Origin of the sequence: Bradyrhizobium semiaridum, assembly GCF_020329505.1 — a bacterium.
In the GTDB taxonomy this organism is placed as follows: domain Bacteria; phylum Pseudomonadota; class Alphaproteobacteria; order Rhizobiales; family Xanthobacteraceae; genus Bradyrhizobium; species Bradyrhizobium semiaridum.
In genome coordinates, this window is sequence record NZ_JAGKJJ010000001.1 from 458588 (window position 1) to 471728 (window position 13141).

The window sequence follows — 13141 nt, forward strand, 5'->3', positions numbered from 1 at the left end:
GGTCAGGCCTTTGCCAGACGGCGTTTGATGCGCAGCATCGCGAGCGCCGCCCGCGCCGCATCGCCGCCCTTGTTCAGTTCGCTCACGCGCGCCCGTGCCCAGGCCTGCGCTTCGGTGTTGACGGTGAGGATGCCGTTGCCGAGCGGGAATTTGCGCGCGACGGCCAGCTCCATCAGGCCGCGCGAGGATTCCTGCGAGACGATCTCGAAATGGATGGTGTCGCCGCGCACCACGCAGCCGAGCGCAATCGCCGCATCATAGGGCCTGCCGTTGGCCTCCGCCGCATCGATCGCGATCGCGATCGCGGCCGGGATTTCCAGCGCGCCCGGCACGGTGAGGATGTCGTGGCTGACGCCGGCAGCCTTCAGCTCGGCCAGCGCGCCCTCCAGCAGCGCGTCCTGGATATCATCATAGAACCGCGCCTCGACGATCAGCGCGCGCGCGCCTGATATGTCGGTCTGGTCCTTCAGGGGTGCGCGCCGCGCGTCAGCCATTATTCGATCCGTTTCGTTCTGGTACCGGACGCTATGTAGTCGCCGGCGGTAATCAAGCCAAGCAGGGAATGCTGCCTGGTGCGGTTATTCCGGGGCGATGCGCCAACATCGAACCCGGAATCTCGAGATTTTCGGACGCCATCACGTATCTCAGCGTTCACGCTTTCGCGTGCTTCGGAATGACGGCCTTGCGACGCCTGCGTGACGCCCTATGCCGTCACTTCATCTCCGCCAGCCGCGCCGCATAGCGGGCCATCAGATCGACCTCGATATTGACCTCGCTTCCCGCCTTCCAGCCGCTCAGCGTCGTCACGGCAAGCGTATGCGGGATGATCAGCACCGAGAACGTGACGTCGTCGACCGTGTTCACGGTCAGCGACACGCCATCCAGCGTCACCGATCCCTTGGCCGCGATGAACCGCGCCAGCTCCCGCGTGGTTTTCAGCTCGAAGCGCGCCATGTCAGGCAGATCGTCGCGCCTTGTGATGGTGGCGATGCCGTCAGCGTGGCCGGCCACGATATGGCCGCCGAGCTCGTCGCCGATCTTGAGCGCGCGCTCGAGGTTGAGCCTGCCGCCCTCGCGCCAATGCTTGGCCGTGGTCATGCCGAGCGTCTCGGCGGCGGCATCGACATCGAACCAGGTCTTGCCGCCTGACGTGCCTGAGGCCACCACCGTGAGGCAGACGCCGTTGCAGGCGATCGAGGCGCCGTCGGCGATCGTGGCCTGGTCGTAGTCGCAGGCGATCCGCATCCGGTGCAACTGCCCCTGCGCGACCTGCTTCAGGCTGGTGATCTCACCGACATCGGTGACAATTCCGGTAAACATCAGGCACGCTCGTAGATTTCGAAATGGTCCTTGCCGAGCATCTCGCTAGCATGAAGGCGGAAAGCCGGCGACTGCGTGATTGCGGCCAGCGGCAATGCGTCCAGCGCGGGAACACCGCCGGCGCCGATCGTCTCGGGCCCGCGCAGCAGCCAGGCTTCGTCGACGAGACCTTCGGCCACGAAGGATGCGGCGACCCGCGCGCCACCCTCGACCATCAGCCGCGTGATCCCCTTCTCCGCCAGCGCGTGCAGCATGGCCGGCAGATCGAGCCCGGCCGGCGCGGTCGAGGCGATGCGGATCACCTCGGCGCCGGCAGCGCCGAGCTTCATCGCGGCAGCCGCCTCGGCGATATCCGAGGTCATCACCCAGAGCGGCGTCTGCCGCGCCGAATGCACGAGGCGGCTGTCGCCCGGCATCCGCAGCGCCCGGTCCAGCACCACGCGGACCGGCGAGCGCGGCGCCATGCCCGGCAGGCGGCAGGTCAACAGCGGATCGTCCGCCAGCACCGTGCCGATCCCGACCAGGATCGCATCGCTCTGCGCCCGCAGCAGGTGCACGCGGGTCCGCGCGATATCGCCCGTGATCGCGACCGGCCGGTGGCCGGCGGCAGCGATCCTGTCGTCGGCGGAGACGGCCAGCTTGAGGATCACATGCGGGCGCTTGTCCCTGACGCGGCGGAAATGCCCGGCATGGTCGCGCGCGGCCTCCGCGGCGCACATCCCGATATCGACCGCGATGCCGGCGGCGCGCAGCTTGCCATGGCCCTTCCCGGCGACTTCCGGATTGGGATCCTCGATCGCCGACACGACACGGGCCAGCCCGGCCGCGACCACGGCATCGGCGCAGGGCGGCGAGCGGCCGAAATGCGAACAAGGCTCTAACGTCACATAGAGCGTGGCGCCACGCGCGGCATCACCGGCACGCCGGAGCGCCTCGACCTCGGCATGCGGGCGTCCACCTGCTTGCGTCCAGCCGCGCCCGACGATCACGCCGTCCTTGACGATGACCGCGCCGACCGCCGGATTGGGCCAGGTGCGCCCCAGCCCGCGCCGGCCAAGCGCCAGCGCCAGCTGCATGTAGCGCAGGTCGGCGGCTTTCGCGTCCTTGGACTTCTGCGCGAACTGGTCTTCCAGGATCCGGAAGATCATTTTCGCAACGTCGCCACCCGCGGGTCCTCTTCGCCGGTCAACTCGTCGAGCACGGCTTCAAAGTCCTTGGCCTCGCGGAAATTGCGGTAGACGGAGGCGAAGCGCACATAGGCGACGTCGTCGAGCCCGCGCAGATGCTCCATCACGATCTCGCCGATCGCCTCCGAGGACACCTCGGCTTCGCCGCCGCTTTCGAGCTCGCGCACGATGGTCGAGACCATCTTCTCCAGCCGTTCGGAATCCACCGGGCGCTTGCGCAGCGAGATCTGCAGCGAGCGCACCAGCTTGTCGCGGTCGAACGGCACGCGGCGGCCGTTGCGCTTGATCACGGTGAGCTCGCGCAGTTGCACCCGCTCGAAGGTCGTGAAGCGGAAATTGCAGGCCATGCAGACGCGCCGGCGGCGGATCACCGAGGAGTCCTCGGTCGGACGCGAGTCCTTGACCTGCGTATCGAGAGAATTGCAGCTCGGACAACGCATCCAACCCAGCCCTTACGTTGCGCACGATCTATTCGGAAACCGGTGCCCGCTTTTCCGGATCGTGCGGTCCTATTGATAAATCGGAAAGCGATCGGTCAGCGCCTTGACGCGTTCCTTGATCGCGGCCTCGACCAGCGGCGCCTTGCCGTCCGGCGACTGCGCCAGCGCGTTCAGCACCTCCGCGATCATGCCGCCGACCTGCTTGAACTCGGCGACGCCGAAGCCGCGCGTGGTCGCCGCCGGCGTGCCCAACCGAAGACCCGAGGTGACGAACGGTTTTTCGGGATCGAACGGGATGCCGTTCTTGTTGCAGGTGATGCCGGCGCGCACCAAGGCTTTCTCGGAGACGTTGCCCTTCAGCCCTTTCGGGCGGAGGTCGACCAGCATCAGATGGTTGTCGGTGCCGCCCGAGACGATATCGAGGCCGTGGCTGCGCAGCGTCTCGGCCAGGGCCTTGGCATTCTCGACCACGTTCTTCGCATAGACCTTGAAGTCCGGCCGCAGCGCCTCGCCGAACGCCACCGCCTTCGCCGCGATCACATGCATCAGCGGGCCCCCCTGCAAACCGGGGAAGATCGCCGAGTTCAGCTTCTTGGCCAGCGCATCGTCATTGGTCAGGATCAGGCCGCCGCGCGGGCCGCGCAGCGACTTGTGCGTCGTGGTGGTGGTGACGTGGGCGTGCGGCACCGGCGAGGCATGCACGCCGCCGGCGACGAGGCCGGCGAAATGCGCCATGTCGACCAGCAGATATGCGCCGACGGAATCCGCGATCTCGCGGAAGCGCTTGAAGTCCCAGGCACGCGAATAGGCCGAGCCGCCGGCGATGATCAGCTTCGGCTTGACCTGCTCGGCTTGCCTTGCGACCTCGTCCATGTCGATGATCTGGTCGTCGCGGCGGACGGTGTAGTGCGCGGCCTTGAACCACTTGCCGGACATGTTGACCGGCGAGCCGTGGGTGAGATGGCCGCCGGCGGCCAGGTCGAGGCCCATGAAAGTGTCGCCGGGCTGCAGCAGCGCCAGGAACACCGCCTGGTTCATCTGGCTGCCGGAGTTCGGCTGGACGTTGGCGAAGCCGGCGCCGAACAGTTTCTTGGCGCGCTCGATCGCCAGCGTCTCGGCGACGTCGACCCACTCGCAACCGCCGTAGTAGCGCGCGCCCGGATAACCTTCGGCGTATTTGTTGGTCATCACCGAGCCCTGCGCCTCCAGCACGGCGCGGCTGACGATATTCTCCGAGGCGATCAGCTCGATCTCATGACGCTGCCGGCCGAGCTCGCCCTTGATCGCGGCGGCGATCTCCGGATCGGCCTCGGTAAGACCAGCCGTGAAGAAGGAATCGGGCGCGGAAGCGGTTTTCGAGGAAGCGGTCATCGGCGAAATATCTCCACCGCCGCAAGCCCTTAAGACGGGTGCGGACGGTCCAAAGTGGCGGTCGAAGCTGGTCCCAGAGCGTTATCACATCACCCCACAACGGCCAAGCCATTGCGGTGTCCCCCCGCCAATTATGCCAGATATGGTGGGGATGGCGGGGATTGCGAGGGGCGGTCCCTGCCCGCGTCCAACCACCCCCGGGCCAGCAGGTCGATATCGCCTCCCCGTCTCTACAGGCAGGGATCGACATCGTTCCTCGCCGTCGCGCGACCGGGCAGCCTCGCCACCGGCAAGAGCTCGCATGGCCAATCCTGACCACACTTTCAGTTTCGCCAGGCCAATTCTGTCCTACAGAATATGAACTCTGTTTGTACCTCACTCATCTCGTGCGCGTCCGGCGTCTTCGATCATGGCGCAAAATGTCGCAGCGGAATGATTTTGAATCGCTCCAGTCTGGATCGATTCAAAACTTTCGCGCGCTGCATGCGATAATGCTGGATACAACGTTGTCGTTCGGTCACACACGCAAGCTTTGCGCACGGCTTGGATGGGTTCTAAGCGCCACAAGCCTGTTCGCCGAAATCAACATGATAACGACTCGCTCGAAGATTTTTTTGAACGAGCGGGGAATAAATGTCGGGCACGTGGTTGCGACCGGCGCGGTTTGCTGCGTCGGGTCTGGTGGTGCTGTCAGTGATCGGTACGGACGATGCGTTGGCGCAATCGCAATTGCCGTCGGTCACCGTCGACGCGCCGAACCAACAATCCGCCAGATCGACGCGGCCGTCGCAGGCGCAACGCGCCGCGCGCACGCGAAGCGCCCCGCGGCGCGCCGCAGCCGTTCCCGCAGCAGCCGCAACACAGACCGCGCAACCGGCCGCCGGAGCGGTGCGCGGCGCGCGCGAAACCGCCACTGGTCCGGTGAACGGCTATCTGGCGCGCCGCAGCGCCAGCGGCACCAAGACCAACACGCCGATCATCCAGACCCCGCAATCGATCACCGTGGTCGGCGCCGAGCAGATCCGCGATCAGAAGATCGTCAGCAAGTTCGACGAGGTGCTGCGCTACACGCCGGGCGTGATCGGCGGCACCTACGGCACCGATTTCCGCAACGACTGGTTCCTGATCCGCGGCTTCCCGGCGCAGAACGAGTCGCTGTTCCTCGACGGATTGCAGCTGTTCTACACCTCCTATGCGAGCTGGAAGCTGCAGCCGTTCAACCTCGAGCGCGTCGAGATCCTGCGCGGCCCGTCCGGCATCCTGTACGGCGGCTCGGCGCCCGGCGGCCTCGTCAATGCCGTGAGCAAGCTGCCGCAGGCGGAGCCCGTGCGCTATATCGAGGCCGGCATCAACAATTTCGGCAACGGCTACACCGCGTTCGATATCGGCGGCGTCGTCCCGCAGGCCGGCAACGCGCAGCTGCAATACCGGATGGTCGGCCAGGTCCAGGGCGGCGGCACCCAGACCGACTACATCTACGACAACAACTTCTTCTTCGCCCCGTCGGTGACCTATAGACCGGACGCCGACACCCGCCTCACCGTCTACGCCACCGCCGCGCACAACAACACGCGGGCGCTGAACTTCCTGCCCTATGTCGGCACCGTCACCAACGCGCCGTTCGGCCGCATTTCGACCAGCCAGTTCATCGGCGATCCCAGCGCCGACCAGTTCCGCCGCGAGCAGGAGACGCTGGGCTACCAGTTCGAGAAGAGCCTCACCGACAACGTCGACTTCCGGCAGAACGCGCGCTTCGGCCATGTCGACGTCTACTACACCGGCCTCTACGGGCTCGGCTGGGCGACGACGCCGGCCGCCGGCGACATCAGCCGCGGCAATTTCTATGCCCGCGGCGTCGCCAACCAGTTCAACCTCGACAACCAGCTCGAATATCGCTTCACCACCGGCATACTGCAGCACACCGCTCTCATTGGCGTCGACCTCAAGCACTATGCCATCGACGACCGCCAGGGTTTTGGCATGGGCACGAATTTCAACGTGTTCAATCCGGTCTACGGCACCAACGCGCCCTACAGCGGGCCGCTGTATCAGGACACCTACCTCACCCAGGGCATGGCGGGCCTCTATCTCCAGGATCAGGTCAAGCTCGACCGGCTGACCGTGGTGCTGTCCGGCCGCCAGGACTGGGTTGGGCTGAACAACCAGAACCGGATCGGCGCCGACCAGAGCCGCGACGACAGCAAGTTCTCCGGTCGCGTTGGCGCGATCTACAATTTCGACAACGGCATCGCGCCCTACGTCTCCTACATGACCGGCTACAACCCGATCATCGGCGTCAATTCCGCCGGACAGCTGCTGCTGCCCGAGACCTCCGAACAGAGTGAGGTCGGCGTGAAGTACGAGCCGGCCGGGCTCAATGCGCGGTTCGGCATCGCCTACTTCGACCTCAAGCGCAAGAATGCGCTGACCACGGATCCGAACAACGTCCTGTTCCAGACCCAGAACGGCGAAGTCACCTCGCGCGGCATCGAGCTCGAGGCGGTCGCGAACATCACACCGGATTTCAAGCTGGTGGCGAGCTACACCAACTACGACCTGTTCGTCAGCAAGGACCTCAATCCCGCGCTGATCGGCACCGTTCCGACCAACGTACCGCGCGAATTCGCCTCGGTCTGGACCGACTATACGTTCAGCGACGGCCCGCTGCGCGGCTTCGGCCTCGGCGGCGGCATCCGCTATGTCGGCTCGTCCTTCGCCGATCAGGCCAACACCGCGGCGGTCCCCGCCTTCGTGCTGGGCGACCTTGCCGTGCACTATGAGTGGGACAACCACTGGCGCGCCGCGCTCAATGTGCTGAACGTGACCGACAAGACCTATGTCGCGAGCTGCGCGACCGTCAGTTCGTGCTATTACGGCGATCGCCGCCGCATCACCGCGAGCATTGGCTACAAGTGGTGAACCGCGCCGGCGCATACCGGAGCAGTTCATGGCGAAACATCGGATCTATACGACCAGCTTCGCAAGCGTCTATCCGCTCTACGTTGCGAAGGCGGAGAAGAAGGGACGCACCAAGGCCGAAGTCGACCAGGTCATCACCTGGTTGACCGGCTACGGTGCGAAGGACCTGAAAACCCAGCTGGACAAGAAAACCGACTTCGAAACCTTCTTCGCAAAGGCCCCCGAGCTCAATCCGTCGCGCGCCCTGATCAAGGGCGTGGTGTGCGGCGTCAGGGTGGAGGAGATCGAAGAACCGACGATGCGGGAGATCCGCTATTTGGATAAGCTGATCGACGAATTGGCCCGTGGCAAAGCCATGGACAAGATCCTGCGGCAACAATGATGTCGAGCGAGCGGCCTGATCCGTCTCCTTGACCGGGTCAAGGGACGAAACAGGTTGGGGCCGCTCGTGACTGGGTTATCCGAACGGCCCCAGCCGGCTCGTAGGACCATTGGAAGAAATGGGCCGGCGGTCCAGCTACGGGACAGCAGCCGCATGGTTTCACGACCACCGGTTTCACGAGCCCGATCGGTTTCTCGACGGAACAGGGAACGTGACCATTTGTTCACGATGAAACTTCGCGTTCCCCGCAACATCTCCCCTCGTCTGTCGTTGGCTCATGCAAAACGACGACGAAAGGAGTCGACAATGGAACTGAAGAGGCTTGTAGCCGCGGCTGCGTTGACGGCGGCGGTGGCGACACCGGCGTTTGCCCAGGACCCGGCGGCGCGATCAGCGCCGGTTCAGCATCCGCGAACCCAGATCTATCATCAGCACTACAACAGCGGCTTCTGGCCGGGTGATGTTGCGGCAGGCGTGGTGGGCGGCGCCATCGGCACGGCCGGCGCAATCGCAACGGCGCCGTTCCGCAACGATTACGGCTATGACCGCTATGCCTACAATGACGGTTACTACCGTCAGGGCTTCGTCTGTCAGCCCGGCACCGTATTCAGAGGTGCCGATGGACAGCGGCACCTCTGCCAGTAATTGCAATCGGCATAAGTATCGAAGAGGCAGCCTCGCAGCTGCCTCTTCTTTTGCGCGCAAGACACGTCCATGGTGGCGCGGGTTTTCGACCTGGTTTTCACAACAATGGTGTTCGTCGGCCGGCCCGCCGCGAACTTCAACGAGCCGATCATGGTGTGGCCGGAAGGATCAGTGTTCTCCGATCACCCCGTTCCCTGGCCCTGGTAACTCATCCTTGCCAGCATTGGCGACTTGGCCCGTTCCCTCATGTTCCCAGCTTCCAAGAACTCGGTGTCCGATCACATGGGTGTGAGGAGGGGCGCCAGGAACATACGTCGCTCCTCCGCGCTTGCCTCGGTCGCAAATCATGGAAAAGGGAGCGTCCAATGACGAAACTGAAGGCTGCAAGTCTTGCCATCCTCGGCACCACGGCCATTGTCGCTTCGGTGCTCTCGAGCCCGGCGATGGCCGAGGGCAAGATGGCCAAGGAGGCCAAATACACGCAGGCGAGGTACACGCAGACCCAAGGCAAGAGCAAGGGAGCTCACGCTCTCGCCACCGGACAGCGCCACGCGACCTATCGCAGCCACCGGATGCGCAGCGCCAACGCCGCCTTGCCGAGCGAAAGAGCGTACCGCAGGCCTGCCGGGCCTGCTGAGGCGGCGGGCAATGTCGTGGGCGGCGCCGTCGCGACCGCGGGGGCGATCGCAACCGCCCCGTTCCAGGCCTTCGATGGCAGCTACAGCTACCATGGCTATGGCTATGGCGGCCGCGACTGGAAGACCTACGCGTCCCGCAACAACCTCTCCTGCACGCCCGGCACCACGTTCAAGGGGCCGGACGGCCGGCAACATCTCTGCCAGTAGCTCCTCGCACCAGGGAAGCGAAGAAGGCGGCCGTAACGGCCGCCTTCTTTACTCGGCGCAAGGTCAATCCTCGTTCGCCTTGAACCGCCCCAGCCCCTTAAGCACGAACGGCGCCAGCAGCGCGATCAGGGCTATGCCGAGCAGCGTCGCCGACATCGGGCTTTGCAGCAGCACCATGGGGTCGCCGAGGCTGATCGCCAGCGCCCGGCGCAGCTGGCTTTCGGCGATCGGCCCCAGGATTAATCCGATCACGACCGGCGCGATCGGGAAATCGAACCGGCGCATCAGAAAACCCATCACGCCGAACGCGGCCAGCATCGACAGTTCGGCCACCGACGGTTTTGCCGCGATAGTGCCCATCGTCGCGAACACCAGGATGCCGGCATAGAGCCAGGGCTGCGGGATCGCGAGCAGCCGCACCCATAGTCCGACCAGCGGCAGATTCAGCACCAGCAGCATGCCGTTGGCGATGAACAGGCTGGCGATCAGGCCCCACACCAGGTCCGGCCGTTCGGCGAACAGCAGCGGTCCCGGGTTGAGGCCGTATTGCTGAAAGCCCGCCAACATCATCGCGGCAGTTGCTGAGGTCGGCAGCCCCAGCGTCAGCAGTGGCACCAGCGTTCCGGCGGCGGACGCATTGTTGGCGGCCTCGGGCCCGGCGACGCCTTCGATCGCGCCCTTGCCGAATTCCTCGGGATGTTTTGTGAGCCGCCGCTCCGTCGAGTAGGACAGGAAGGTCGGGATCTCGGCGCCGCCGGCAGGCAGCGCACCGATCGGAAAGCCGAACAGCGTGCCGCGCAGCCACGGCTTCCAGGAGCGCTTCCAGTCCTCCTTCGTCATCCACAGCGAGCCGCGCACCGGCTCGAGCTTCTCCTCGGCGTGATGGCGGCGCGAGGCGACGTAGAGCGCCTCCCCCACCGCGAACAGGCCGACGGCCAAGGTCGTCACCTCGACGCCGTCGAGCAGCTCGGGGATGCCGAACGCGAGCCGCGGCTGCCCCGTCAGCTTGTCGATGCCGATCAGCCCGAGCGTCAGCCCGATGAACAGGCTGGTGAGGCCGCGGATCGGCGAGTCGCCGAAGGTCGCCGACACCGTGACGAAGGCGACGCACATCAGCGCGAAATAGTCCTCGGGCCCGAAGCGCACCGCGAAATCGACCAGCCAGGGCGCGAGGAACGCGAGCCCGATGGTGGCGATAGTGCCGGCGACGAACGAGCCGATCGCCGAGGTCGCCAGCGCCGGCCCGCCCCGGCCGGCCTTGGCCATCTTGTTGCCCTCGAGCGCGGTCGCCATCGAGGCGCTCTCGCCAGGCGTGTTGATCAGGATCGCGGTGGTCGAGCCGCCATACATGCCGCCATAGTAGATGCCGGCGAACATGATCAGCGAGCCGCCGGGATCGAGCTTGTAGGTGACCGGCAGCAACAGTGCGACGGTCAGCGCCGGGCCGATGCCTGGCAGCACGCCGACCGCGGTGCCGAGGAACACGCCGATCAGCGCGTACAACAGGTTCATCGGTTGGACGGCAACCGCCATGCCATGCGCCAGCGCGGCAAAGGTGTCCATCACAGCAGTCGCTCCAGGGGGCCGGCGGGAAGGCTCAGCGTCAACAGCTTGTCGAACGCCAGATAGATCAGCGTGGTCATGACCAGCGCGATCGCGGTGTCGGTCAGGATCGCACGCCGGCCGAATGCTGCCGACGTCGTCACGAACAGCGCCGAGGTCGCGAGGATGAAGCCGCCGCCGAAGCCGATGATGCCGATCAGGAGCGCCAGGCCCGCGAGGATCAGCCACACCGGTTTCGGATCCATGCTCTCGCGCGGCGGCAGGTTTCCGCGCAGCGCGTCGATGAGATTGCCGATCGCCAGCAGCACGAGACCGACGGCGATGACGACCGGCATCGCCTCCGGCCCCATGCCGTACATCGAGGTCGCCGGCAGCTTGCTGGCGTCCCACACCAGCACGGCGGCGAGCGCGGCAAGCGCCGCCGCGATCACAAGGCCGGCGCGATCGACGTGATGCGCCGGCTCTGCCGGACGATCGCCGGGAGCGTCCTCGGAGCTCATGACTTCACGAGGCCGACCGACTTCAGCACGTCGGTGACGCGGACGATCTCCTTCTTGAGGAAATCGGCGAACGCATCGCCGCCGAGATAGGCGTCATCCCAGCCCTTCTGCTTGAGGATCTCCTTCCAGGCGTCAGACTTTGCCATTTTCTCCACGGCGTCGCTCAGCGTCTTGCGCTGCTCCGGTGTGATGCCGGGAGGCGCGACCACCGAGCGCCAGTTCGCCAGCACGAGATCGATGCCCTGCTCCTTGAAGGTCGGAATATCCGACCCCGGCAGGCGCTTCTCCGAGGTCACGCCAAGCGCGCGCAGCTTGCCGGCCTTGATCTGGCCCTCGTACTCGCTGAGCCCCGAGATGCCGGCCGTGACCTTGCCGCCGAGAATCGCGGCAAGCGACTCGCCACCGCCGGAGAACGGAATGTAATTGATCTTCTTGGCGTCGGCGCCGATCGTGCCGGCGAACAGCGCGGCCATCACATGGTCGACACCGCCGGCCGAGCCGCCGGCAAACGTCACCTTGGCGATATCGGCCTTGACCGCCGCGGCGAGATCCTGCGCCGTCTTCAGCGGAGAGTTCGCCGGCACCACGATGACTTGGATCTCCTCAGTGAGCCGCGCGATCGGCGTCACCTGCTCGAGCGTCACCGGCGACTTGTTCATCGCGAGCGCGCCGACCATGACGAAGCCGTTGACCATCAGCTGGTTGCCGTCGCCCTTGGCGCCGTTGACGAACTGCGCGATGCCGACGCTGCCGCCGGCGCCGGCGACATTGGTGACCTGGACGCTTCGCGCGATGCCGGAGGCCACCAGCGCCTGCTGCATCGCGCGCGCGGTCTGATCCCATCCGCCGCCGGGCGCGGCCGGCGCCATCACCTTCAGCTCGAGCTGCTGCGCGGCCACAGGACCGCCCGCCCCGAGCAACAGCGCGACGACGGCGCCGAACAGGCGCTTGTGGGACGGGATCATTGGGCTTCCTCCTGATTTTCGCGAAAGGCAGCGCGCTGGCGGCGCTTTCGTCACGTGGCTGGATCGTCAACCGGCGGCGCCGTCTGCTGGCAGCGCCGCCGATCTCGGATTCCTCTAGCGACCATTTGACACAGCCGTCGGCAAGCCAACGAGGGCGACAAGCTTATGCAGCAAATCGTCGCACCCATCGCTCCGTTTTTTCGCTTGCTTTTATGAGGCCCGCGCCGGTTGCGGCGCTTGCCCAGGAATGACGCCGCATCCCCGCTGCACTGTCATCGCCCGAGCTGAACATCAAGCCGGGCGGATGATAGCGGTAGATGAGGACAAAGTTTCACACCCTCCTAGGGTGACGGGTCCTAAAGCTGCAGCGTTGCCCCTATTCAAAGCAGGACAAGACAGCGGCATTCCGCATGCGGCAGACGCCTACAGCCCGGTATACCCGGCCTTCACGTGGTCGGTGCTGCCGTCGAGCTGGCGCAGATAGGTCAGGCCGCACACGGTCAGACGGTGCGTGTCGGTCTCACCCGCCTCGACCAGCGTCCGCACATACTCGGTCACCTTGGCGCGCGCTTCGTCGCTCGCTGCTGCCGTGCGGTTGAGCAGCAGGTCATAGGTCTGCATGATGCGATCGATCGCGGCTTCCATTGCGGTCTCCGGGAGTTGAAGCTCAGGCAACCACCAGCGTCTCGGCCTCGAACCTGGCGATCGCCTTGTTGGCGAGGCGGATTCGGTTCATCTCGCCGCGCTGGGCGAGCTTGACGATGATGCCGAGCAGGCGCTCGTTGGTCGCGAAATTGTCGGGAATGGCGCCGGATTTGCGCAGGTAATTGGAGGCAATCGCGTAGGCGTCACCGACCACCTCGACACTGACCACCTCAATTCCACGCTCGACCAGCATATCCCTGCGTCTCCATTGGACATGGGATAAGTCGCCGGGAATGTCCTGGTTCCCTGTCTGGGGGCGTTTTTCTCGCAGTTGCAGCATGACAGTGCGCACCGGCCGG

14 protein-coding genes are annotated in these 13141 nt (G+C 65.4%); 4 read left to right on the plus strand and 10 right to left on the minus strand.

What is annotated here, in order from left to right; all coding sequences use genetic code 11:
• Positions 1-2: 2 nt before the first annotated feature.
• The 5 genes from ribH to glyA form a co-directional block, all read right to left on the minus strand.
• A complete protein-coding gene (ribH, locus tag J6500_RS02110; RefSeq protein ID WP_225711001.1) occupies positions 3-494 on the minus strand; it encodes a 6,7-dimethyl-8-ribityllumazine synthase in 492 nt (163 codons plus the stop codon).
• Between the two features lie 217 nt (positions 495-711).
• A complete protein-coding gene (locus J6500_RS02115; protein ID WP_225711002.1) occupies positions 712-1320 on the minus strand; it encodes a riboflavin synthase in 609 nt (202 codons plus the stop codon).
• The gene (ribD, locus tag J6500_RS02120; RefSeq protein ID WP_225711003.1) at positions 1320-2468 is read right to left on the minus strand and encodes a bifunctional diaminohydroxyphosphoribosylaminopyrimidine deaminase/5-amino-6-(5-phosphoribosylamino)uracil reductase RibD; all 1149 of its coding nucleotides are present in this window, start codon (positions 2466-2468) and stop codon (positions 1320-1322) included. Before ribD ends, J6500_RS02115 begins: the two co-directional genes overlap by 1 nt.
• Complete coding sequence (gene nrdR / locus J6500_RS02125; protein ID WP_225711004.1) at positions 2465-2947, minus strand: transcriptional regulator NrdR; 483 nt, start codon at positions 2945-2947, stop codon at positions 2465-2467. Before nrdR ends, ribD begins: the two co-directional genes overlap by 4 nt.
• A 69-nt stretch (positions 2948-3016) precedes the next feature.
• Complete coding sequence (gene glyA, locus J6500_RS02130) at positions 3017-4318, minus strand: serine hydroxymethyltransferase (protein WP_225711005.1); 1302 nt, start codon at positions 4316-4318, stop codon at positions 3017-3019.
• Positions 4319-4951: 633 nt separating this feature from the next.
• Here glyA and J6500_RS02135 point away from each other — a divergent pair.
• The 4 genes from J6500_RS02135 to J6500_RS02150 all read left to right on the plus strand — a co-directional run bounded on the left by J6500_RS02135 (position 4952) and on the right by J6500_RS02150 (position 9109).
• Positions 4952-7237, plus strand: a complete 2286-nt coding sequence (locus tag J6500_RS02135; RefSeq protein WP_225711006.1) for a TonB-dependent siderophore receptor — start codon at positions 4952-4954, stop codon at positions 7235-7237.
• A gap of 28 nt (positions 7238-7265) precedes the next feature.
• A complete protein-coding gene (locus tag J6500_RS02140) occupies positions 7266-7619 on the plus strand; it encodes a DUF2200 domain-containing protein (RefSeq protein ID WP_225711007.1) in 354 nt (117 codons plus the stop codon).
• A gap of 306 nt (positions 7620-7925) precedes the next feature.
• Positions 7926-8264: a hypothetical protein gene (locus J6500_RS02145; protein ID WP_225711008.1), complete on the plus strand. Its 339-nt coding sequence runs from the start codon at positions 7926-7928 to the stop codon at positions 8262-8264.
• 365 nt (positions 8265-8629) lie between these two features.
• A complete protein-coding gene (locus tag J6500_RS02150; protein WP_225711009.1) occupies positions 8630-9109 on the plus strand; it encodes a hypothetical protein in 480 nt (159 codons plus the stop codon).
• A 63-nt stretch (positions 9110-9172) separates the two neighbouring features.
• On the opposite strand, the gene J6500_RS02155 is transcribed toward J6500_RS02150, so the two are convergent.
• The 5 genes from J6500_RS02155 to J6500_RS02175 form a co-directional block, all read right to left on the minus strand.
• Positions 9173-10672, minus strand: a complete 1500-nt coding sequence (locus J6500_RS02155) for a tripartite tricarboxylate transporter permease (protein ID WP_225711010.1) — start codon at positions 10670-10672, stop codon at positions 9173-9175.
• Complete coding sequence (locus J6500_RS02160) at positions 10672-11172, minus strand: tripartite tricarboxylate transporter TctB family protein (protein WP_225711011.1); 501 nt, start codon at positions 11170-11172, stop codon at positions 10672-10674. The genes J6500_RS02155 and J6500_RS02160 overlap by 1 nt, the downstream gene beginning before the upstream one ends.
• Positions 11169-12137, minus strand: coding sequence for a Bug family tripartite tricarboxylate transporter substrate binding protein (locus J6500_RS02165; protein ID WP_225711012.1), 969 nt, complete (start codon positions 12135-12137; stop codon positions 11169-11171). The genes J6500_RS02160 and J6500_RS02165 overlap by 4 nt, the downstream gene beginning before the upstream one ends.
• A 423-nt stretch (positions 12138-12560) precedes the next feature.
• Positions 12561-12782 (minus strand): hypothetical protein, encoded by a 222-nt coding sequence (locus J6500_RS02170; protein WP_139483136.1) that lies wholly within the window; start codon positions 12780-12782, stop codon positions 12561-12563.
• Between the two features lie 22 nt (positions 12783-12804).
• Positions 12805-13035, minus strand: a complete 231-nt coding sequence (locus J6500_RS02175; RefSeq protein WP_225711013.1) for a hypothetical protein — start codon at positions 13033-13035, stop codon at positions 12805-12807.
• Positions 13036-13141 lie beyond the last annotated feature (106 nt).